Annotated in this window: 19 protein-coding genes; 7 read left to right on the top strand and 12 right to left on the bottom strand. The window is 66.0% G+C overall.

The genetic code is table 11. The features are described 5' to 3' along the window. The first annotated feature begins 14 nt into the window (after window positions 1-14). The 3 genes from ribB (at window position 15) to RPB_RS05870 (ending at window position 3,490) form a co-directional block, all read left to right on the top strand. Entirely contained in the window at window positions 15-1,094 is a 1,080-nt protein-coding gene (gene ribB / locus RPB_RS05860) for a 3,4-dihydroxy-2-butanone-4-phosphate synthase (RefSeq protein WP_011440060.1), read from the top strand. Between the two features lie 57 nt (window positions 1,095-1,151). Beyond that, window positions 1,152-2,366, top strand: a complete 1,215-nt coding sequence (locus RPB_RS05865; protein ID WP_011440061.1) for an acyl-CoA dehydrogenase — start codon at window positions 1,152-1,154, stop codon at window positions 2,364-2,366. A gap of 191 nt (window positions 2,367-2,557) precedes the next feature. Next, window positions 2,558-3,490 (top strand): MBL fold metallo-hydrolase, encoded by a 933-nt coding sequence (locus RPB_RS05870; RefSeq protein WP_011440062.1) that lies wholly within the window; start codon window positions 2,558-2,560, stop codon window positions 3,488-3,490. 238 nt (window positions 3,491-3,728) lie between these two features. Here RPB_RS05870 and RPB_RS05875 read toward each other — a convergent pair whose 3' ends face one another. Both RPB_RS05875 and RPB_RS05880 read right to left on the bottom strand, forming a co-directional pair. Next, window positions 3,729-4,580: a DUF1499 domain-containing protein gene (locus RPB_RS05875; protein ID WP_041798582.1), complete on the bottom strand. Its 852-nt coding sequence runs from the start codon at window positions 4,578-4,580 to the stop codon at window positions 3,729-3,731. 356 nt (window positions 4,581-4,936) lie between these two features. Beyond that, window positions 4,937-6,565: a fatty-acid--CoA ligase gene (locus tag RPB_RS05880; protein ID WP_011440064.1), complete on the bottom strand. Its 1,629-nt coding sequence runs from the start codon at window positions 6,563-6,565 to the stop codon at window positions 4,937-4,939. Between the two features lie 117 nt (window positions 6,566-6,682). Here RPB_RS05880 and RPB_RS05885 point away from each other — a divergent pair, with 117 nt between their 5' ends. Beyond that, window positions 6,683-7,684, top strand: a complete 1,002-nt coding sequence (locus RPB_RS05885; RefSeq protein ID WP_041798583.1) for an extensin family protein — start codon at window positions 6,683-6,685, stop codon at window positions 7,682-7,684. Window positions 7,685-8,000: 316 nt separating this feature from the next. Here RPB_RS05885 and RPB_RS05890 read toward each other — a convergent pair whose 3' ends face one another. After that, complete coding sequence (locus RPB_RS05890; protein WP_011440066.1) at window positions 8,001-8,675, bottom strand: L,D-transpeptidase; 675 nt, start codon at window positions 8,673-8,675, stop codon at window positions 8,001-8,003. Window positions 8,676-9,039: 364 nt separating this feature from the next. Between RPB_RS05890 and RPB_RS05895 the strand changes: the two genes are divergently transcribed. Beyond that, window positions 9,040-10,020, top strand: coding sequence for a magnesium transporter CorA family protein (locus RPB_RS05895; protein ID WP_011440067.1), 981 nt, complete (start codon window positions 9,040-9,042; stop codon window positions 10,018-10,020). Between the two features lie 269 nt (window positions 10,021-10,289). On the opposite strand, the gene RPB_RS24505 is transcribed toward RPB_RS05895, so the two are convergent. The 4 genes from RPB_RS24505 to RPB_RS05910 form a co-directional block, all read right to left on the bottom strand. Continuing rightward, window positions 10,290-11,036, bottom strand: coding sequence for a hypothetical protein (locus RPB_RS24505; RefSeq protein WP_157038780.1), 747 nt, complete (start codon window positions 11,034-11,036; stop codon window positions 10,290-10,292). Continuing rightward, window positions 11,033-11,374, bottom strand: a complete 342-nt coding sequence (locus tag RPB_RS05900; RefSeq protein WP_041797998.1) for a hypothetical protein — start codon at window positions 11,372-11,374, stop codon at window positions 11,033-11,035. The genes RPB_RS24505 and RPB_RS05900 overlap by 4 nt, the downstream gene beginning before the upstream one ends. A 205-nt stretch (window positions 11,375-11,579) precedes the next feature. Beyond that, on the bottom strand, window positions 11,580-11,894 hold the full coding sequence (locus tag RPB_RS05905) for a BrnA antitoxin family protein (protein ID WP_011440068.1): 315 nt from the start codon (window positions 11,892-11,894) through the stop codon (window positions 11,580-11,582). 1,223 nt (window positions 11,895-13,117) lie between these two features. Continuing rightward, window positions 13,118-13,564 carry a nucleoside deaminase gene (locus RPB_RS05910; RefSeq protein WP_011440069.1) on the bottom strand — a complete coding sequence of 149 codons (447 nt, stop codon included), beginning with the start codon at window positions 13,562-13,564 and terminating at the stop codon, window positions 13,118-13,120. A 175-nt stretch (window positions 13,565-13,739) separates the two neighbouring features. Between RPB_RS05910 and RPB_RS05915 the strand changes: the two genes are divergently transcribed. Together RPB_RS05915 and rsmD are read left to right on the top strand one after the other, a co-directional pair. After that, window positions 13,740-16,094: a pseudouridine synthase gene (locus RPB_RS05915; protein ID WP_011440070.1), complete on the top strand. Its 2,355-nt coding sequence runs from the start codon at window positions 13,740-13,742 to the stop codon at window positions 16,092-16,094. A 3-nt stretch (window positions 16,095-16,097) separates the two neighbouring features. Next, a complete protein-coding gene (rsmD, locus tag RPB_RS05920; RefSeq protein WP_011440071.1) occupies window positions 16,098-16,661 on the top strand; it encodes a 16S rRNA (guanine(966)-N(2))-methyltransferase RsmD in 564 nt (187 codons plus the stop codon). 316 nt (window positions 16,662-16,977) lie between these two features. Here the strand turns inward: rsmD and prmB are convergent, their stop codons facing one another. The 5 genes from prmB to uvrC all read right to left on the bottom strand — a co-directional run bounded on the left by prmB (window position 16,978) and on the right by uvrC (window position 21,620). Next, window positions 16,978-18,042, bottom strand: a complete 1,065-nt coding sequence (gene prmB / locus RPB_RS05925) for a 50S ribosomal protein L3 N(5)-glutamine methyltransferase (RefSeq protein ID WP_011440072.1) — start codon at window positions 18,040-18,042, stop codon at window positions 16,978-16,980. Beyond that, complete coding sequence (locus RPB_RS05930) at window positions 18,042-18,509, bottom strand: molybdenum cofactor biosynthesis protein MoaE (protein ID WP_011440073.1); 468 nt, start codon at window positions 18,507-18,509, stop codon at window positions 18,042-18,044. Before RPB_RS05930 ends, prmB begins: the two co-directional genes overlap by 1 nt. A gap of 24 nt (window positions 18,510-18,533) precedes the next feature. Continuing rightward, window positions 18,534-18,785, bottom strand: a complete 252-nt coding sequence (moaD, locus tag RPB_RS05935; RefSeq protein ID WP_011440074.1) for a molybdopterin converting factor subunit 1 — start codon at window positions 18,783-18,785, stop codon at window positions 18,534-18,536. Continuing rightward, window positions 18,782-19,405, bottom strand: a complete 624-nt coding sequence (gene pgsA / locus RPB_RS05940; protein WP_041798000.1) for a CDP-diacylglycerol--glycerol-3-phosphate 3-phosphatidyltransferase — start codon at window positions 19,403-19,405, stop codon at window positions 18,782-18,784. The genes moaD and pgsA overlap by 4 nt, the downstream gene beginning before the upstream one ends. A gap of 127 nt (window positions 19,406-19,532) precedes the next feature. Then, window positions 19,533-21,620 carry an excinuclease ABC subunit UvrC gene (gene uvrC, locus RPB_RS05945; protein ID WP_011440076.1) on the bottom strand — a complete coding sequence of 696 codons (2,088 nt, stop codon included), beginning with the start codon at window positions 21,618-21,620 and terminating at the stop codon, window positions 19,533-19,535. Between the last annotated feature and the right edge of the window lie 238 nt (window positions 21,621-21,858).

Genomic DNA, 21,858 nt, shown 5'->3' on the forward strand with positions numbered 1-21,858 from the left:
CCAGAGAGTGGACCATGGCGCATCCGATCCAGGACGTTCTGCAAGCCTTCGCTGCCGGCGAAATCGTCGTCGTCACCGACGACGACGATCGCGAGGGCGAAGGCGACCTCGTGGTCGCGGCCTCGCTGTGCACCGCCGAGAAGATGGCGTTCATCATCCGCCACACCTCCGGCATCGTCTGCGCGCCGATCACCATGGACGACGCCCGCCGGTTGCGGCTCGATCCGATGGTCGCGCACAACGACAGCAACCACACCACCGCCTTCACGGTCTCGATCGACTACAAGCCCGACAACGGCACCGGCATCTCCGCCGACGAGCGCGCCTCGTGCTGCCGGGCGCTCGCCAATCCGAACGCCGGCGCCAATGATTTCGCGCGGCCCGGCCACATCTTCCCGCTGATCGCGCGCGACGGCGGCGTGCTGCTGCGCTCCGGCCACACCGAGGCCGCGGTCGATCTTTGTCGTTTGGCGGGTCTGCCGCCGGTCGGCGTCATCAGCGAATTGATGAACGACGACGGCACTGTCACCAAGGGCGCGCAGGTCGTTGAATTCGCCAGGAAGCACAACCTCAAACTGGTCACGATCGCCGACCTGATCGCGCATCGCCAGGCCCGCGAGAAGCTGATCGAGCGCGTCGCGACGTTCCCGCTGGAAAGCCCGATCGGGCCGATGCAGGGCTACGCCTATCGCTCGCCGTTCGACGAGATCGCGCACGTCGCTTGCGTCTACAACGGCATCGGCGACGGCAGGAACGTGCTGACGAGGTTCCACAAGCCGAACATCGTGAAGGAGATCTTCACCGGCGCCCGCCGGATGGAAGCGGTGCTCGATCACTTCAAGAAGAACGGTTCCGGCGTGCTGATCTATCTGCGCGACGGCGCCGCCGGCGTTCCGGTCGCGCCGATCGACGAGCCGAAATCGGCGGAAGCCGATCGTCACCGGCAATGGCGCGAGATCGGTGTCGGCGCGCAGATCCTGCGCGACCTCGGCGTCTCGTCGATCCGGCATCTCACCTCGTCGCAGCTCGACTACAAGGGCCTGTCCGGTTTCGGCATCGAGATCGTCGGCAACGAGCACCTTGAAGGCACCTGACCAACGTTTTACCTTGCTGCTGTCGCACCATGCGGCAGCGTCCCGAAAGGATGATCGATGAGCGTTCGCGCGCAAACCAAGGACAAGCCGGCTCCCGCGAGTTTCAAGTGGGACGACCCGCTGCTCCTGGAAGATCAGCTCACCGAAGACGAGCGGATGATCCGCGACACCGCGCGCGCCTACGCGCAGGACAAGCTGCTGCCGCGTGTCAGCCAGGCCTATCTCGAAGAGAAGACCGATCGCGAGATCTTCAACGAGATGGGCTCGCTCGGCCTGATCGGCATCACGCTGCCCGAGGATTACGGCTGCGCCAATGCCAGCTACGTCGCCTACGGCCTCGTGGCGCGCGAGATCGAGCGCGTCGATAGCGGCTATCGCTCGATGAATTCGGTGCAGTCGTCGCTGGTGATGTATCCGATCTACGCCTATGGCGACGAGACCCAGCGTAAGAAATATCTGCCCAAGCTCGCCTCCGGCGAATGGGTCGGCTGCTTCGGCCTGACCGAGCCCGACGCCGGCTCCGATCCCGGCGGCATGAAGACCCGCGCCGAGAAGGTCGCCGACGGCTATCGCCTCACCGGCACCAAGATGTGGATCTCCAACGCGCCGATCGCCGACGTGTTCGTGGTGTGGGCGAAGTCGGCCGCGCACGACAACCAGATCCGCGGCTTCATCCTCGAGAAGGGCATGAAGGGCCTGTCGGCGCCGAAGATCGGCGGCAAGCTCTCGTTGCGCGCCTCGATCACCGGCGAGATCGTGATGGACGGCGTCGTGGTGCCCGAAGAGGCGCTGCTGCCCAACGTGTCGGGCCTCAAGGGTCCGTTCGGCTGTCTCAACCGCGCCCGCTACGGCATCTCCTGGGGCGTGCTCGGCGCCGCCGAGGATTGCTTCCAGCGCGCCCGGCAGTACACGCTCGACCGCAAGCAGTTCAACCGGCCGCTCGCCGCCACCCAGCTGGTGCAGAAGAAGCTCGCCGACATGGAGACCGAGATCACGCTCGGCCTGCAGGCGTCGTTGCGCGTCGGCCGGCTGATGGACGAAGGCCGGGTCGCGCCGGAAATGATCTCGATCGTCAAGCGCAACAATTGCGGCAAGGCGCTCGACATCGCCCGCGTCGCCCGCGACATGCACGGCGGCAACGGCATCCAGATCGAGTACCACGTGATGCGCCACGCCCAGAACCTCGAGACGGTCAACACCTACGAGGGCACCCACGACGTCCACGCTTTGATCATCGGCCGCGCCATCACCGGGCTGCAGGCGTTTTCGTAAGCTCTGTGTCCCGGACGCGATGCAGCGCGCTTGCGCTGCTTCGCAGAGCCGGGACCGCAACAGGCTATTCCGTCGCGACGGTCCCGGTTCTGCGGCGCATCACTTCGCTTCGCTCGTGCTGCACCGCGCCCGGGACACGCTGGTCGGATGGGTGACAACAGATAACAAACAACAACATCACCGGAAACGCCATGAACGACGCCAGCGCTGCCTCCGACGACGTCCCGTTCAATCGCGACTTCCCGCTGCAGGCCGGCGTGGTCGAGGAGGTTCGCCCCGGGCTGCGCCGCGTGCTCTGCAACAACCCGTCGCCGTTCACCTTCACCGGCACGGTCAGCTACATCATCGGCACCGGCAAGGTCGCGATCGTCGATCCCGGCCCGGACAGCGAGGCCCACGCGCAGGCGCTGATCGACGCAGTGAAGGGCGAGACCGTCACCCACATTCTCGTCACCCACACGCATAAGGACCATTCGCCCGGCACGCCGCGGCTGAAGGCCCTGACCGGCGCCACCGTCTATGCCGAAGGCCCGCACCGCGCCTCGCGGCCGTATTTCGAGAGCGAGACGGTGTCGACCGAATCCGGCGCCGACCGCGCGTTCCGGCCCGACGTGACGATCCGCGACGGCGACGTGATCGAGGGCGACGGCTGGGCGGTGGAAGCGGTGGCGACGCCCGGCCACACCGCCAACCACATGGCGTTCGCCTGGAAGGAGCGCGACGCGATCTTCGTCGGCGATCACATCATGGGCTGGTCGACCTCGATCGTGGCGCCGCCCGATGGCTCGATGGTCGACTACATGGAGTCGCTCGACCGGCTGATGGCGCGCGACGAGCAACTGTATCTGTCGGGGCATGGCGCCGAGATCCTCGAGGGCCCGCGCTATTCGCGCTTCCTCAAGCGCCACCGCCAGGCCCGCGAAGCCTCGATCCTGCATCGCCTCGCCAAGGGCGAGACCGACATCCCGACCATGGTCCGCGCCATCTATATCGGCATCGACCCGCGCCTGATCGGCGCCGCCGGCTATTCGGTGCTGGCGCATCTCGAAGATTTGGTGATCCGCGGCGTCGTCACCACCGACGGCGATCCGCTGATCGGCGGGCGCTATCGGCTGGCGAAGTAATAGAACTTGGCCTGCACGGCGGCGGTTTGTCATGGACTGCCGTGCAGCCGGCGCACGCCACCTCTCCCGCTTGCGGGAGAGGTCGGATCGCGCAGCGATCCGGGTGAGGGCACTCCGCTCCGCGAGTCGCTGAGTCACTGCCTGCGTCGCCCTCACCCCAACCCTCTCCCGCAGGCGGGAGAGGGAGCGCGCTGTGTTCGGGGGCAGGGCGGTGACAAAACCACTACTCGCCACCCGCCTACTTCTTCGGTTGCCCCTTGCCCTTCGCCGGCTGCTTCGGCGCCGGTTCGGGCTTCGGTGTGGGCGCGTTCTCGGCGGCGCTGGTGATGGCTTCGCTGAGCTTGGCGATGCGCGCGGCGTTGCTGCCGAGGTCGCTCTTGAAGAAGCGCGAGGCGGAGCGGATGTCGATGCGGGCGCCGTCGCCGTCCGGCAGGATGCGGATCGCGACGTCTTCGGGCAGGCCCATCACCGCGGTGCGCGCCACCGCTTCGATATGGCCCTCGCGGCGCGGCAGTTGCGGCGGGCGCGCGTCGACCACGCGCCATTTGCGCCTGTTGACCAGGTTGAGCGTCAGCTCGTAGGCGCGGTTCACCGGCAGGTCGATCTGCACGGTCTCGATCCCCGGATAGGCGTCGCGCTGCAGCTCGGCGGAGTAGAGGCCGGCATAGACCGCGGAGTTGGCGCCGTCGCTGGTGCGCAGCCGGGCCAGCGTCTCGAATTTCGGCGGGTCGATCGGGTCGGTGGTGATGTCGTGGATCGCCGGCAGCGTGCGATACTGCCAGCCGAGATAGGACGGATAGGCGAGGATCAGCACATCGATCAGCAGCGCCAGCAGGATCCGCGCCATGCCGCGCGAGCCGTTCTGCCAGATCGCCGCGAAGCCGGCCAGCGCCAGCAGGATCGACAGCCCGGCGAGTGCCAGCGCGCCGAAGAACGTCGCCATCGCCGGCCGCACTTCGAGGAAGTCGAACCGCACCAGCAGCGTCGAGACCACCGCGGTGATCGCGGCGAACACCGCGACGTAGCGCGCCCAGACGGCGAGGCGCGAGACGGGCTCCATGTGATAGGGAGCGTTGAATCTACGCGCCATCGGGTCCGTTTCGAAAGGTTCGAGGGCAACGCCGGCCGCAATCGTGCCGCGCCGCAACCTCGCCGTTGAGACCATGGCGGGCGGCGAATTTCAAGGCCGGATTGGCGTCGGCCCAATCGCTGCGCAGCGCTATTCGACAATCCACCTCAGCGTGCGGAGGTGTTCGTCGCCGCGGTCACCGTCTGCTCCCTCTCCCGCTTGCGGGAGAGGGCTGGGGTGAGGGCGACGCGGGCAGGGAGGCTGCGATTCGTCGAACTGCCGCTTCCCCCACCCGGATCGCTGCGCGATCCGACCTCCCCCGCAAGCGGGAGAGGTTGCACCGTGCCGGTGGCGACGCCTTGCGAAAACAGCCGTCCTCACGCCGCCGCGTTCGGCAGGCTGTAGGTCTTGAACTGATCGCGCAAGGCGGTCTTCAGGATCTTGCCGGTCGCCGTATGCGGGATCGCTTCGACGAACACGATGTCGTCGGGCATCCACCATTTGGCGATCTTGCCGTCCATGTATTGCAGGATCTCGTCGCGGGTGCAGGTGACGTCCGGCTTGAGCTGGCAGATCAAGAGCGGCCGCTCGTCCCATTTCGGGTGATACACGCCGATCACCGCGGCTTCCGCCACCTTGGGGTGGCCGACCGCGAGATTCTCCAGGTCGATCGACGAGATCCACTCGCCGCCGGACTTGATCACGTCCTTGGAGCGGTCGGTGATCCGCATATAGGCGTCGGCGTCGACGGTGGCGACGTCGCCGGTGTCGAAGAAGCCCTGATCGTCGAGGATCTCGGTGTCGACGCGGTAGTACGCTTTCGCGACCGCCGGGCCCGACACTTTGAGCCGGCCGAAGGTCTTGCCGTCCCACGGCACGTCCGTGCCGGCATCGTCGGTGATCTTCATCTGCACGCCGAACGGCGGATAGCCCTGGGTCGACAGCCGGTCGAGCCGCTCGTCGCCTTCGAGCTTGTCGAAGGGCGGCTTCAGCGCCGCCAGCGTGCCGATCGGGCTCATCTCGGTCATGCCCCAGGCGTGGCGCGCCTCGCAGCCCATGTCGACGAACGCCTTGATCATCGAGCGCGGCATCGCCGAGCCGCCGCACACCACCATCCTCAGATCCGGCAGCGTCAGCTTTTCCTTGGCCATGTATTGCAGCAGCATCAGCCACACCGTGGGAACACCGGCCGTGTGCGTCACCTTCTCGGTCGACAGCAGTTCATAGACCGAGGCGCCGTCGAGCTTGGCGCCGGGCATCACCAGCTTGGTGCCCATCGACGGCGCCGAGAACGCGATACCCCAGGAATTGGCGTGGAACAGCGGCACCACCGGCAGCATGGTGTCGGACGCGCGGGTGCCGAGCGAGTCGCCGTTGTTGGCCATCAGCGCGTGCAGCACGTTGGAGCGGTGCGAATACAGCACGCCCTTGGGATCGCCGGTGGTGCCCGAGGTGTAGCACATCGCCGCCGCGGTGTTCTCGTCGAAGCTCTTCCATGCGAAGTCGCCGTCGGCCTCCTTCAGCCATTCCTCGTAGGCGACCGCGTTCTTCAGCGTGGTCTGCGGCATGTGTTCCGCATCGGTGAGCACGATGTAGCGCTCCACGCTCGGCATCTTGTCGGCGATCTTTTCGAGGATCGGGATAAAGGTGAGATCGGTGATCATCACCCGGTCCTGGGCATGATTGACGATCCAGACGATCTGGTCCGGAAAAAGCCGCGGATTGACCGTATGGCAGATCGCGCCGATTCCCATGATGCCGTACCAGCATTCCAGATGCCGGGCGGTGTTCCAGGCGATCGTCGCGACGCGGTCGCCGAGCTTGATGCCGGCGCGGTCCAGCATCTGGCTCACCTTCAGCGCCCGACGATGGATCTGCGCATAGGTGGTGCGGACGATCGGCCCCTCCACCGAACGGGTGACCACCTCCTGGTTGCCATGGACCTGCGCCGCATGCTCGATGATCCGGTGACACAGCAAAGGCCAGTCTTGCATCAGTCCAAGCATCAAATCGTTCCTCCTGATTGTTATCCTTCATGGATTGGGCGCGACCTTAGCGCGGAGACGGCCGGGCGAAAACGGTCTTGTCGCAAATTGTTCCGCGGCAAAGCGTCGACGCGCGCGGTGCTGATCGCGCTGGTTGTGCTCGGCGCGTCGTCCGCGTGGGCGCAGGGTGAGATACCGTTGCCGAAGCCGCGCCCGGCCGAGGCGCCGCAACTGCAGGGCGAACGCGCGGCGGACCGGCCCGAGGCCGATGCGCCGCAGGCGGAAGCGGCGCCGCCGCCGAAGCCGGAGCCGAAGCCGGAGCCGAAGCCGCCCTCGGCATGCCGGCTGGCGCTGACCGACGCGATCGCGATCGCGCCGAGCCTTGCCGACATTGCCGGCCCCGGCAGTTGTGGCGGAACCGATCTGGTGAAGCTCGAAGCGGTGGTGTTGCCGGACGGCAGCCGCGTGCCGCTGACGCCGGCGGCGACGTTGCGCTGCCCGATGGCCAGCGCGCTCGTCGACTGGGTTCGCAGCGACCTCGCGCCGCTCGCCGCGTCGTTGGCCACGCGTCTCGCCGCGCTCGACAATTACGACTCCTACGATTGCCGCGGTCGCAACCGGGTGCGCGGGGCCAAGCTGTCGGAGCACGGCCGCGCCAATGCGATCGATCTGCGCGGCTTCAAGCTGGCCGATGGCCGCATGCTGTCGCTGACCGACCGCGCCGCGCCGCGCGCGGTGCGCGAGAGCGTGCGGCAGTCGGTGTGCGACCGCTTCGCCACCGTGCTCGGCCCGGGCTCGGACGGCTATCACGAGGAGCACGTCCACCTCGATCTCGCCGAGCGTCGCGGCGGCTACAAGATGTGTCAATGGGAGGTGTGGGAGCCGCTGCCCGTCATCGCGCCGCTGCTGCCGGCGGAGCGCCCGGCCGAAGCGCCGCCGCGCGAGGTGGCGGCCGGCGAGCCACAGGACCGCGACCCCAACCGCTCGCCGCAGCAGGCTCAGCCTGAGAACGCGCCGCCGCAGCAGGTTGAGCCGGAGCAGGGCGAGCAAGCCGCCAAGCCAGAGCCGCCGCCGGCGAGCAGCAAGGCGAAGAGAAAGCCGAAGAAGTCGCGGGGTGAGCGGCAGTCGGAACTGCGGTAGCGTCAGCTTTCTGCGCGATGCGAGCCGAGTCCGCTGGCGTGACGTTTTCGATCAGAGCTCGCAGCCGGCACAGCGCAACCTCTCCCGCTTGCGGGAGAGGTCGGCCCGGCGTAGCGCAGCGAAGCCGGGACGGGTGAGGGCACTTCGCTCCGAGCTTGCTGAGTCAGTGCCTGGCTCGCCCTCACCCCAACCCTCTCCCGCAAGCGGGAGAGGGGGCGCGCCGTGCTTGGGGTGCGCTTCCGCAATAAAAAAGCGCCGGAAAACCGGCGCTTTTCGAATTCTGCGGAGGGATCCGCCGGGCGCCCGCCGCGTCGCGTTACTGCGTCGCGGTGCCGCTGCCCTGCGCCATCTTCGAATTGTACGGCGAGTCGCCGTGCTTGGGCTCCAGCACCACCACGATGGTGCCGTTCTTGACCCGGGTGTACAGGTCGATGACGTCCTCATTGGTCATGCGGATGCAGCCCGAGGAAATCGAGGCGCCGATATATTCCGGCTGGTTGGTGCCGTGGATCCGGAACAGGGTGTCGCGGTTGCCCTGATAGAGATACAACGCGCGGGCGCCGAGCGGGTTGTCGACGCCGCCGGGCACCGAGGCCGGCAGGCCTTCGATCCGCTTGTGGATGTCCGCGGTCGGCGTCCACTTCGGCCATTCCGCCATGTTGCCGACCCGGGCGATGCCGGAGAAGGCCAGCGCTTCCTCGCCGACGGTGACGCCGTAGCGGATCGCCTTGCCGCCGTCCTGCACCAGGTAGAGATAATGATTGTCGGAATCGACCACGATGGTGCCGGGCGTTTCCTTGCGGTGATAGTCGACGATGGCGCGGCGGAACTGTTCCGGCACCGACACCTTGGCGTAGCGCGCTTTGGCGAGCTGCGCCTTGTCGTTCGGCTTCAGCGTCGCTTCCGGCGCCGCCTGGTAGGTGGTCTGCATGCAGCCCGACAGCAGCAAACCTACCGCCAGCAGTCCCAGTCTCGATGCCATCGACGCCATTCTATCGTTCCAATCGACCTTCTGCGCCGGACGGTAATCAACACCGACCAGCGGCTTCACGACTTCAGCGAAATCATGATTCCACAATCTTGATTATCGCTGAATGGCGGTCGGTTTCCAGCGTGCTGATGACGGTTTCGTACGACGGAAGTCGGGCTGTGATATTTATGCCTCAGACGGCTCGCGAGCTGATCAATCCCTGTGCAGTCGGCGCCGGCCGCGCCGCGGCGCCGTCACAGTCGCGTCATCGACATCGGCAAGGTTCGCCACCTCCGTGGATTGGGCCTTGCCAAATCCGGCCCGGTTGCGCAGTGACGGGCCGAGCCACCCCCGCGGATCGTCGTCCGTCCTGTCCGGAGTTGCCATGCTTGCGCTTTTTTCCCCCGTCGATTCCGCGCTGAAGCGGGCCGCCTCGGTCGATTTCGCCGCGCTGCCCGAGGACACGGTGTGGATCGACCTCGAGCGGCCGACGCCGGACGAGGACCACGCGGTGGAAAAGCTGGCCGGGATCGCGGTGCCGACGCGCGAGGACATGCAGGAGATCGAGATCTCCAGCCGTCTGTATATCGAGAACGGCGCCCGCTATATGACCGCCAGCTTGATGTGCGGCGCCGACACCACCTCGCCGCGGCTGTCGCCGGTCACCTTCATCCTGGCCGGCAAGCGCCTGGTGACGGTGCGCTATGACGAGCCGCGGCCGTTCGCGGTGATCGAGAACCGGCTCGCCCGCACCCCGTCCTTCGCCGCCACCGGCGAGACCGTGCTGCTCGAACTGCTCGACGCCGTGATCGACCGCTGCGCCGACATTCTGGAGCGCGCCGGCGCCGACGTCGACGACGTCAGCCGCGAGATCTTCGAGCCCGAGGGCTCGGCCCGCACCGGCCACCAGAAGCGCTATTCCGAGATCCTGATCGCGATCGGCCGCAAGGGCGACCTCGTCTCCAAGGTGCGCGAGAGCCTGGTCTCGATCGGCCGCCTGGTCGCCTTCCTCACCGTCGAGGGCGAGGGCCTGAAATGGCCGAAGGACAGCCGCACCCAGCTCAAGACCATGCAGCGCGATGTGATCTCGCTGACCGACCACGCCAGCTACCTGTCGAACAAGATCACCTTCGTGCTCGACGCCATGCTGGGCGTCGTCAATCTCGAGCAGAACAACATCATCAAGCTGTTCTCGGTGATGGCCGTCGTCCTGATGCCGCCGACCCTGATCGCCTCGGTCTACGGCATGAACTTCAAATTCATGCCCGAACTGCAATGGGCCCACGGCTACACCATGGCGCTCGGCATGATGCTGATGGCCGCGGTGCTGCCGTATATGTTCTTCAAGTGGAAGAAGTGGTTGTAGGGCGCAGGGTATTCTTTGATGGATCAAGGAGCGCTCAAGCGATCAAATTGTCCTGATCTGCCGTGCCTCGGTTCGTCTCTGCCAGTGCGAGTAGCGGATTGAGAGATGCCCGCTCGCCATCAAGTGCGCGGCGCAAGCGCCTCCGTCAAGCTTCGTCGTTCCAGAGTGCGTCGGCTAACGTATTGACTTTCGAGCCTCAGGTCACTTGACCAGAGTAGCGCTTCGACTCACGAACTTCTCATATTTCTCAGCAGTTCGCATATCCGGCGTCAGAATTTCATGCCGCTGCTGCGCAGCGATGAGCCGCTCACAGCAGTAATTTCCGAGAATGCTGTCGTGTCCATGCGATACATCCTGTAAAGCGAGCTGCTCTCGATTGTAGGTGATAATTTGGCCTCGTTACTCATTCTAAAATTCTGTAAGAGTTCGAAGGTAATTTCCTTCGAGTTCACTGAATAGCCGAAATGGTGTCCTGGGTCAGCAGAGTAACCATAAGAAAATAATCTGCCAGAAGTTGTAACCAGATTGGTCCGGTTGCCATCTATTTGGTCGCCGAGGATTAGTTGTCCGTGGGCAGTATTCGCACGCGAATAGCCAGGGTCAGCTAGCCAAATTCGTGCGGTATATAGGGCGAGGGACTCCTTCTTCTCAAGTTTGAAATTTGGCCTAGGGGAAGCGAGTGTACTGAAGCTTATTTCTGAGCCGGCCTCAGCGGCGAGCAGCATTGGTAGACCCAGGGCGTGAATGACCGCTTGGTTTGTCAAAGTCTCTTTTGTAGCAACCAACAAATTGGCTTTTTCAATGTCGTTATCCTCGTTTGGAGTGGGAGTAAGCGATGGTGATTGTTCAATTCCCTTCTGAACGGGAAGGCTTACAATCTCGTATCCTGATAGTTGAGAAATAATTCCAAGAGCCACGCCGACGGTCGCCGCGGTCAAGCCTATGGTCCCCGCAAGCCGTGCTTCGCGAAAAAGTTCGCGCGGAAGAGCCCTTAGACTGAGATCCAGCATAGTCATTTTTTGTTATGCCTTATCGAGGCCCATAGATTGAATCCCACCTTACCAGCGAGAAATAAGACGAAACTCAGCAGTACCAATACGTCAACGTGAAAAATGATCTTATGCACGTTCAGGGTCAAAAATTCATAGTCATGACTTACGTGACCTTCCATCCACTGAATGGACCGCAATATCGCGTAGATAATGGCAAAATCGCAGGCAATCTGAGCTAGTGCGTGTGCTGTAAATGCGAAAATATGAACAATCTTATATAGATAGACGAGTGAATGGTGCTTGATTTGCTCAATTTCTTCGTCGTGTTGCCCGTCAGGTTTGGTTCCGTCGCTTTTCGTCATCTGTCACCGCGGTCAAAGTAGGGCGCCACATGTTTGCCATGGTTTTGAAGGGCTTCCAACTTCAACTATAGGTAGAGGCGGGTGTTGCCGAGCTGGGCTTCAAGTTGGTACTGCACCTCGATATCCGACGGCAGCGCGGAGGATAGGTTGAGCGCAGTGAAACCATCGCCCTTCCCCGCCGCCTTGGGTGTCGCGGCGCTAAACGCTACGGCTTGATCTTCCCCTCCGCCTTCTTCCTCGTCATGTGCTGCTTCAACACCTCGCCCATTCGCGCCTGATAGCCGGGGCCGGTGCTCTTGAACCAGCGCAGCACTTCGGCGTCGAGCCGCAGTGACACCGCCTGCTTCGGGTCGTCGGATTTCGGCCGGCCGCGGCTGATCAGCTTGCCGCCGCGATACAGATCGGCGCGGGCAAAATCCTCGTCCGTCAGTTCCGGAATCTCGTCATATTCCTCGGCGGTGATGATGTGGGCGTCAATTGTCTTCAAGTCGCTGCCCAAAGCGCGCTTGTTCGCAGTCATGGCTCTCCTCACCGAGTCGCACGGAGTAGATCGCGCAGCGTAGTCCGCTCTTGCATCGGCGCAAGGATGCTTCGAGACGATTGTTTGGGCAATGCCTCTCCATTGTCATTCCGGGGCGCGAGCGCAGCTCGCGAGCCCGGAATCCATATCCCCTGGACTCGCGGCAAGGCACAGTGCCGCAACCCTCATGCCTCACCGCCGAGCGCGGTGGTTATGGATTCCTGGTTCGCGCCGACGCGCGTGACCGCGCGTCGGCTCGCCCCGGAATGACGGAGACGTGAGGGTTTCAGCGTTGGTCGGGCGACCCGGCCATCTTCGATCAATTCGCAGCAGTTCCACGATGATCAGCGTGTCCCGCACGCGGTGCAGCGCGCAGCGCTGCGCCGCAGATGCGGGACCCCGGTTTCTGACTACGAGGCAATGACCGTCGTGAGGGCGCTAACCGGGGTCCCGGATCTGCGCAGCGGCACTTCGTGCCGCAGCGCGTCCGGGACACGAGACAAAACATTACTTGACAATAATCCTATTATGATTATAGTCCGCACCGTCCTGTCCGTGAGGGGCGCTTCGCGAGGCGTCGTACAAGCGGGACAGATCGCGAAGGCCGGGGAACCGGTCCGGAACGATGGTTCGGCGGAGCTGGCGCTGGTCAGCAAAGCCGGATGGACGCGGCGTCCTGCGCGTCGTGCCTCGCAAGCACGCGTCCGGGAGGCAGAAGGTCACCGTCCGCCGCTACTACGAGCGGCTGCCGCTTTCGTGGCTGGACGGGCGCAGCAAGGCCGGGGAGATCCCGCTCCGCTGTGCTCCCGGAAGAACGGTCCCGATGCCCAAAACCGCCGCGGTGGGCGCGCCGACGAGGCGTTGCGCGAGGGATCGCAAGCCCTCGCGAACCTCACCAACCTTGCGCCACGCGGCGCGCCCCCACCCCTCGCTGTGAAGCGACGGGTGCACACCTCGGGCTCAGCGAGCCGCGAGAAGAATTCAGCGTGGCTGTTTGATAGTTCATTGTTCGGTGCGCGCGCTTTCGCAACGCGCTCCGTCATCCTGAGAGCCAGCCCCGGACTTGATCCGGGGTGCGAGCGCAGCGAGCCTCGAAGGATCGGCCGCAGGCATGACAGCCTCAGTGCCGGTGACGCGCCATCCTTCGAGGCTCGCCGAAGACGGCGAGCACCTCAGGATGACGCTCGCGGGGGCGCCATCGGGCCGAAACGTCGCCGTCACCTTCACCGCCGCGCCCGGAAAAACTCCCGCAGCAGCGCGGCGGCCTCGCGTTCGCCGACGCCGGAATAGATCTCCGGGGCGTGGTGGCAGGTCGGCTGGCCGAAGAAGCGGACGCCCGACTCGACCGCGCCGCCCTTCGGATCGAACGCGCCGAAATACAGCCGGCGGATGCGCGCGAACGAGATCGCGCCGGCGCACATCGTGCACGGCTCCAGCGTGACGTAGAGATCGCAATCGACCAGCCGCTCGCTGCCGAGTTTTCGCGCGGCTTCGCGGATTGCCAGGAGCTCGGCATGGGCGGTGGGGTCGCGGTCGGTCAGGGTGCGGTTGCCGGCGCTGGCGATCACCGCGCCGGCGCGGACGATGACGCAGCCGATCGGCACTTCGCCGGCTTGCCCGGCGGTTTGCGCGGCGGCCAGCGCCAGATCCATGAAGGAGGGTGTCGTCATATGGCTCGTATCGTCCCGAAAACTCTGCTAGGAGACGCCATTCAGCAAACGTGGATGCCGGTTTTGCGTCGACCATGCGCCTTCGTCGAGAGCGCCCGTCAACGTCGTGTGAGCCCGTTCCCGACCGCCTGAGTCCCATTTCCGATCCCGGACGGATCCTGCAGAAAGACCAGTCATGCCCCGCGACACCGACAAAAACAACGCTTCCGCGCGGGGTCGCCGCGATCGGCCCGGCGCCGGCAAGGGCGCTTCCGGCGGCAAAGGCGCTTCCGGCGGGAAGGGCGGCTTCGGCGGCAAAGGCGCGGGCGGCAAGGGGCCGGGCGGCGGCAAGAGTGCCTCCGGCGGCAAGGGCCGGTCCGGCGCGGCGCGCGGCCCGGAGAAGAAATTCGCCAAGCGCGGCGAGGCTTATGAGCCCCGCGGCGACAAGCCTTTTGCCAAAAAAGCGCCCGGCGGCGACGCCAAGCGCAGCTTCGGCGGCGAGGGCAAGCGGCCCTACGTGAAGCGCGAGGGTGCTGCGCCGCGCCGCGATTTCGAGGCTCGGCCGCGCCGCGACGACGGCGACGCGCCGCGTCCGCGTTTCAACCGCGACGAGCGCCCCGCGCGCAGCGGCGGCGACCGTCCCGAGCGCGGTCCGCGCAAGGAGTTCGGCGACAAGCGCTCGTTCGCGCCGCGCGAGGGCGGCGACAAACGGCCCTATACGCCGCGCGCCGACCGCGGTGACGGCGCCCGTCCGGCAGGCCGGTTCGGCGACAAGAAATTCGGCGACCGCAAGCCCTATGCCTCGCGGGAAGGCGGCGAAAAACGCCCGTATACGCCCCGCGAGGGTGGCGACAAGCGGCCCTATACGCCGCGCGAAGGCGGTGGCGAGAAGCGTCCTTACGCCGCCCGCGCCGGCGGCGAGAAGCGCTCTTATGCGCCGCGCGGGGATGGTGAGAAGCGGCCCTATACGCCCCGCGCAGGTGGCGACAAGCGGCCTTACGCGGCCCGCGACGGCGGCGGCGAGAAGCGCGCTTACGCACAGCGCGGGGACGGCGAGAAGCGTCCCTATACGCCGCGCGAAGGCGGCGACAAGCGCCCGTTCAAGCCGCGCGAGGGCGGCGATCGGAAATTCGGCCGCGGCGCCCCGGATCGTGGCCCGCGCAAGGAGTTCGGCAGCCGTCCGGATCGCGGGGCCGATCGCGGCGAATCCAAGCCTTGGCAGAAGCGCGACGGCGCCTCCGCCGAGCGCAGCGAGCGCGGCCCGCGCAGCTTCGACAAGCCGCGGTTCGACAAGCCGCGCGAGGATCGCGGTGGCGATCGTCCCAAGTTCGAACGCCGCGAACGGTCGGGCGACTGGCACGAACATCCGCGCAGCGAGACCCGTTCGGCCGATCGTCCGCGCAGCCGCGACGCCGGCGAACGCGGTTTCGACCGGCCGCGCCGCGCCAACGAGGACGACACCAAGATTTTCGCCAAGCGCCCGGCCTTCGGCGGCCGCGGCGCCTATCGCGAGCGGCCGAAGACCGAGCCGAAGAAGGAACGTCGCGCGCCGCCGGCGGCGAGAGCCGACGACAAGACCGGCGATCGCATCGCCAAGGTGGTCGCCCGCGCCGGCCTGTGTTCGCGCCGCGACGCCGAGACCTGGGTCACCGAGGGCCGCGTCGCGGTCAACGGCCTGGTGATCGACAGTCCGGCGCTCGACGTGATGCCCTCCGACGTCATCACCGTCGACGGCAAGCCGTTGCCGGAGCGCGAGCGCACGCGGCTGTTCCTGTATCACAAGCCGCGCGGGCTGATGACCACCCATGCCGATCCCGAGGGGCGGCCGACGGTGTTCGACAATCTGCCCGAAGACCTGCCGCGCCTGATCTCGATCGGCCGGCTCGACTTCAACACCGAGGGCCTGCTGCTGCTGACCAATGACGGCGGGCTGGCGCGCGCGCTCGAACTGCCGGAGACCGGCTGGCTGCGGCGCTACCGCGTCCGCGCCCATGGCGAAGTCACCCAGGCGCAGCTCGACGAGTTGAAGAACGGCATCGAGGTCGACGGCGTCAAATACGGCGAGATCGAAGCCAAGCTCGAACGCGACCAGGGCGCCAATGTCTGGCTGGTGTTCGCGATCCGCGAAGGCAAGAACCGCGAAGTCCGCAACGTGCTGGCGCATCTCGGCCTCGAGGTGAACCGGCTGATCCGGGTCTCCTACGGCCCGTTCCAGTTGCTGGAGATCGAGGAAGGCGAGGTCGAGGAGGTCAAGACGCGGGTGCTGCGCGAGCAGCTCGGCGACAAGATCATCCAGCTCGCGGGCGCCGATTTCGGCGGGCCGTCGCCGAGCGAGGCGCGGCCGAAGCCGCGTCCGGGCAGGCCCGTCGCTGCTGCCGAGGCGGCGCCGGCGCCGAAGAAGAAAGCCCCGACCAAGCGCGGCGCGGTCGAGGACCGCAAGGGCCGCAAGGTCAAGGTCGAGCGCACCGGCAGCGGCGGCGACCGGGGCCTCACCCGCGGCCCCGCCCGGCGCTATCACGGCAAGCGCGAACCGGCACCTCGCGAGGACTAACCGATGCGCGTGATCGGCGGGCGGCTGCGGGGCCGCAATCTGGTGGCGCCGTCGTCGCGCGACATCCGCCCGACGGCGGATCGGCTGCGCGAGTCGCTGTTCAATATCCTGATGCACGCCTACGGCGACCCGATCGGTGACGCGCGCGTGCTCGATCTGTTCGCCGGCACCGGCGCGCTCGGCATCGAGGCGGCGTCGCGCGGCGCCAAGTTCACGCTGTTCGTCGACAATGGCGCGGAAGCTCGCGCGCTGCTCCGCGCCAATGTCGAGGCGCTCGGCCTCGGCGGCGTCAGCAAAGTGTATCGCCGCGACGCCACCAATCTCGGCCCGGCGCATCCGGTCGAGCCGTTTTCACTGGTGTTCCTCGATCCGCCCTATCGCATGGGATTCGCCGAGAAAGCATTGGCCTCGCTGCGCGACGGCGGCTGGCTCACGCCCGACGCGCTGGTGATCGTCGAGGAAGCCAAGGACGCCGGCTTCGCCGCGCCGGACGGTTTCGTCGAGCTGGAGCGGCGCGCTTATGACGATACGGAATTTGCGATGTTGCGGTTCGGAACGAGCGAGTAGTAGCCTTTCTGGCTAGTAGCAGCTCGTTGTGGGGGACCTCCTATCAACGTCATTCCGGGGCGCGCGCAGCGCGAACCCGGAATGACGGCGAGAGATGGTCGCTCGAACTAGAGCACTTCATCGAATGATTGAAGCAACGCGTCATTCTCGCGTGCTGAGTCGTCATCCTGAGGTGCGAGCGCAGCGAGCCTCGAAGGATGCGGCCAAGCCGCTCGCGGCTCATCCTTCGAGGCCCGCAGCGCCGCGCATGCGCGGCCCAGCGGGCACCTCAGGATGACGGCGGTGATTCCATCAAAACCAGAGCTGCTCTAATCGTCTACAAATCCGCCGCGGCGATCCAGAACACTTCGCCTTCGGAATCCTCGCTGTCGAGCCACAGCAGCGGCAGATGCGGGAAGTCCTGTTCGATCGCGGGGCGGCAGCGGCCGACTTCGCACAGCAGGCCGCCGTCCGGCGTGAGATGATCCTTCGCCTCGGCCAGAATCCGGCGGATGATATCGAGTCCATCGTCGCCGCCGTCGAACGCCATCGCCGGTTCGGCGCGGCATTCGGCCGGCAGATTCGCCATGCCGTCGGCGTCGACGTAAGGCGGGTTGGTGATGATCAGATCGTAGCGGGCATCCTGCAGCAGCGGCGCGAACAGGTCGCCGTGATGCAGCGAGAGGCGATCCCCAAGATGGTGGTCGGCGACGTTGCGGGTTGCGACCGCGAGCGCATCCTCCGACAGATCGACGGCGTCGACGGCCGCATTGGGAAAGCTGCGCGCCGCGAGAATTGCGAGGCAACCCGAGCCAGTGCACAGATCGAGCACGCGCGCGACTGCTTCCGGATCGCCGATCAGCGAGGTCTCGCCGCCGTCGAAATGCGAGTCGAGCAGTTCGCCGATATAGGAGCGCGGCACGATCACGCGTTCGTCGACGTAGAACGGCACGCCGCGCATGTAGATCTTGTTGACGAGATAGGCGGCGGGCAGCCGCGTCGTGATGCGTTGCTCGATGAGATGGAGAATCCCAACGGCCTCGTGATCGGTGACGCGTGCGGTCGCGAACATCTCGAACTGGTCGGGATGCAGATGCAGCGCTTCGCCGATCAGGAACACGGCTTCGGCGATCGGATCGGTGGTACCGTGTGCGAACACCACGCCGGCCTCGGCGAAGCGGCTCACGGCGAAGCGGACGAAGTCGAGCAGGCTGACCAGTTCGCCCGGAAACATTTCGTAGGGATCGAGTTCGAGATCCAGCGGCATCGCCACGGCGACGCGGCGCTTCGCCGGTCGCTCGTGCCCGGAGGCCGGGGTGACTTTTGCCGCGGCGCGGGGCTTGGCAGGCCGCTTCGCCGGCGTCTTCTTCTTCGCGGCTTTCGCCTTCGCTTGTTTCGCCATCAATCCTTGCTCCATCGCGCGGCGGCCGCGTCGTCGCGGTCGTGCGCCTCGACCCAGCGCGTGCCGTCGGCGCGCTCCTCGCGCTTCCAGAACGGCGCGTTGGCCTTCAGATAATCCATCAGGAATTCGGCCGCTGCGAATGCGGCTTGCCGGTGCGACGACGCGGCCAGCACCAGCACGATGTTGTCGCCCGGCAGCATCCGGCCGACGCGGTGGACTATGGTCAGTGCGGTCACCGGCCAGCGCTTCACGGCTTCGGCGGCGTGGCGGCCGATCTCGTCTTCCGCCATGCCGGGATAATGCTCGAGCGTCAGTGCTGCGACCGCATCATCGCCTTCGGCGCCGCGGCAGATGCCGCTGAAACTCACCACCGCGCCGATATCGGTGCGCCCTTTCGACATAGCCGCGATCTCTGCGGCGATGTCGAAATCGGCGTCCTGAATGCGGATCGTCACCGGAACGGTCATCGGATCATCCCGTGCGCGGCGCGCTCAGCCGCCGGTCATCGGCGGGAAAAAGGCGACCTCGCGGGCGCCAGCGATCGGCGTGTCGGGGCGCACATGGGTGCGGTCGAGCGCGGTGCGGATCACGCCCGGCTTTTCGAACGCGAAGGCATAGCCTTCGCCGCGCGCCGACAGCCAGCCGATCAGATCGGACACGGTCGCGACCTCGGCCGGCGGCTCGATGGTCTCCTCGTCGAGGCCGATCCGCTCGCGGACCCAGGCGAAGTATTTCACCTTCATCGCGAATCCTCTTCGATCAGGTGATGGATGCCGGCGCGGAAATAGTCGTAGCCGGTGTACATCGTCACCAGCGCGGATATCCACAGCAGGGCCAGGCCGATCTGGGTGGTGTAGGGCAGCACCTCGTCGCCGGCGTCGCCGGCGAGCAGGAAGCCGATCGCCACCAATTGCACCGTGGTCTTCCATTTCGCCAGCTTGGTGACCGGCACGCTGACCCGCAATGCGGCGAGATATTCCCGCAGGCCGGAGACCAGGATCTCGCGGCACAGGATCACGATCGCGGCCCACAGCGTCCAGCCATGGATGATACCGTCGGCGGCGAGCATCAGCAGGCAGGATGCTACCAGCAGCTTGTCGGCGATCGGGTCGAGCATCCGGCCGAACGCCGAGTGCTGGTCCCAGATCCGGGCGTAATAGCCGTCGAGGAAGTCGGTGATCGCGGCCGCGATGAACACCGCCAGAGCGACCCAGCGCAGCGCGAGCGGGCCGCCCATGATCGACTGCGCATAGATGCAGCCGACCACGACCGGAATCGCCGCGATGCGGGCGTAGGTCAGGATATTCGGAAGCGTCAGCGACTTCGCTCCCCGCGCCGGCGCTCTGGTCGAAACATCGTTCATCAAACTTACCAATACTGCCCGCGCCGGAAGGTCAACTCCCACGAAGGCGCCCTCCGATCCGTATCAGGAAAAGGTGAAATCCGCATGGTTCAGATCGGCCCGGTCCGCAGACGACTTTGGTCGGGCTTCAGCCCGGCCCCGGATGAAAGAAATCGAAGATCCGGCGGGCGCTTTCGGCGCTGATCCCAGGAACCTTGCCGAGGTCGCCGAGCGAGGCGCGCTCGATCTCCTTCAGGGTGCCGAAATGGTGCAACAGCGCGCGCTTGCGCGACGGACCGATGCCGGGAATCTCCTGCAGCCCGGCCTCGCGGATGTCCTTCTTGCGCAGCTTGCGGTGCGAGCCGATCACGAAGCGATGCGCCTCGTCGCGCAGCCGCTGGATGAAATACAGCACCGGGTCGCGGGGCTCGAGCTTGATCGCCTCGCGCTCCGGCATGAACAGCGTTTCGCGGCCGGCGTCGCGATCCGGCCCCTTGGCGACGCCGAGCAGCGTCACCTCGGCGTCGAGCCCGAGCTCGGTCAGCACGCCGCGCGCGGCGTTGAGCTGGCCGCGGCCGCCGTCGATGATCACGAGATCGGGCCATTGCGGAGTCTCGTCGTCGTTCGGCTTCGCCGCCTCGCCTTCGGCCTTCGCGGCGGCCAGCCGCTTGAACCGCCGCTCCAGCACCTCGCGCATCATCGCGTAGTCGTCGCCCGGGGTGAGGCCTTCGGAGCGGATGTTGAACTTGCGGTACTGGTTCTTGATGAAGCCGTCCGGGCCGGCGACGATCATCGCGCCGACCGCGTTGGTGCCCTGGATGTGGCTGTTGTCGTAGACCTCGATCCGCTGCGGCGGCTTCGGCAGTCCCAGCGTGGTGGCGAGGCCCTGCAGCAGTCTCGTCTGGGTCGCGGTGTCGGCGAGCTTGCGGCCGAGCGCCTCGCGCGCATTGGTCAGCGCGTGCGCGACCAGCTCCTTCTTCTCGCCGCGCTTCGGCGTCGAGATCTCGACCTTGCGGTCCGCCTTGATGCAAAGCGCATCGGCCAGCAGCGCGCAGTCCTCGATGTCGTGCGACAGCAGGATCAGCTTCGGTGGCGGCTTGTCGTCGTAGAATTGAGCCAGGAACGACGCCAGCACTTCCTCCGGGGTGAACGACTTCTCGGCGCGGGGGAAGTAGGCGCGGTTGCCCCAGTTCTGCCCGGTGCGGAAGAAGAACACTTCGACGCAGGAATAGCCGCCCTCCTGATAGATCGCGAACACGTCGGCTTCCTCGACGGTGCGCGGGTTGATGCCCTGCTGGGACTGGATCGCCGACAGCGCCGCCAGGCGGTCGCGATACAGCGCCGCGGTCTCGAATTCGAGCTCGTTCGAGGCCTTCTCCATCTCGACCGCGAGCTCCTGCTTCACCGCCCGGCTGCGGCCGGACAGGAAGTCTTTCGCCTCGCGCACCAGTTCGGTGTAGCCGGGAAAATCGACCTCGCCGGTGCAAGGGCCGGAGCAGCGCCGGATTTGATACAGCAGGCAGGGGCGGGTGCGGCTCTCGAAGAACGAATCGGTGCAGGAGCGCACCAGAAACGCGCGCTGCAGCGCCGTGATGGTTCGGTTGACCGCGCCGACCGAGGCGAACGGGCCGAAATAGCGCCCTGGGCGGCTCTGCGCGCCGCGATGCTTGAGAATCTGCGGCGCCCAATGGTCGCCGGTGATCAGGATATAGGGAAACGACTTGTCGTCGCGCAGCAGCACGTTGAAGCGCGGCCGGAGCTGCTTGATCAGATTGGCTTCGAGCAGCAGCGCCTCGGTCTCGGTCGACGTCGAAATGATCTCGACGGTGACGGTGGCGGCGATCATCCGCGCGATCCGCATCACGTGGCCGGTCGGCCGCGCATAGGACGACAACCGCTTCTTCACGTTCTTGGCCTTGCCGACATAGAGCACGTCGTGCGCGGCGTTCAGCATGCGGTAGACGCCGGGTGAGGTCGGCGCCAGCCGGACCGCCTGCTCGATCGCGGCGCGGCCGACCGCCAACGGGCCGTCGGCGACCTCGGCGCTGTCGTCCTCGATCTCCGGCAGGCGTGCCTCGTCGTCCTCGTCCACCGTCAGTTCGGCGGTCGCGGTGTCGATGTCCTGCGCGGCGGGCGCGGGGTGCGGCGTTAGTTCGGGCGAGACCGGCGATGGGGATTCGGTGTCCGCAAGCGGCGCGGCCGCCGTGTCGCGGGTCTCGGCGGGGTCGTGATTCATGGTCCTAAATTAGGCGTTCGGCGTGGTCGGTGCCAGCGGCACGCGGCCGGAACCCACATCGCGTTGCCATCCCACGGGGCGACGATCTTTCGCCACCCCCCGTGAATTAAGCTCTCGTTAAGAATGCGATCAGGAACCGCCAGCCGATTTACAACCGCTTAACTTAAAACTCTCGATAAATCTTACCGGAAAAGAGCGGAAATCCGTAACCATCCGGATCGCTTTTTCGTCGGCCATT

Source organism: Rhodopseudomonas palustris HaA2 (assembly GCF_000013365.1).
Classification (GTDB): Bacteria; Pseudomonadota; Alphaproteobacteria; order Rhizobiales; family Xanthobacteraceae; genus Rhodopseudomonas; species Rhodopseudomonas palustris_J.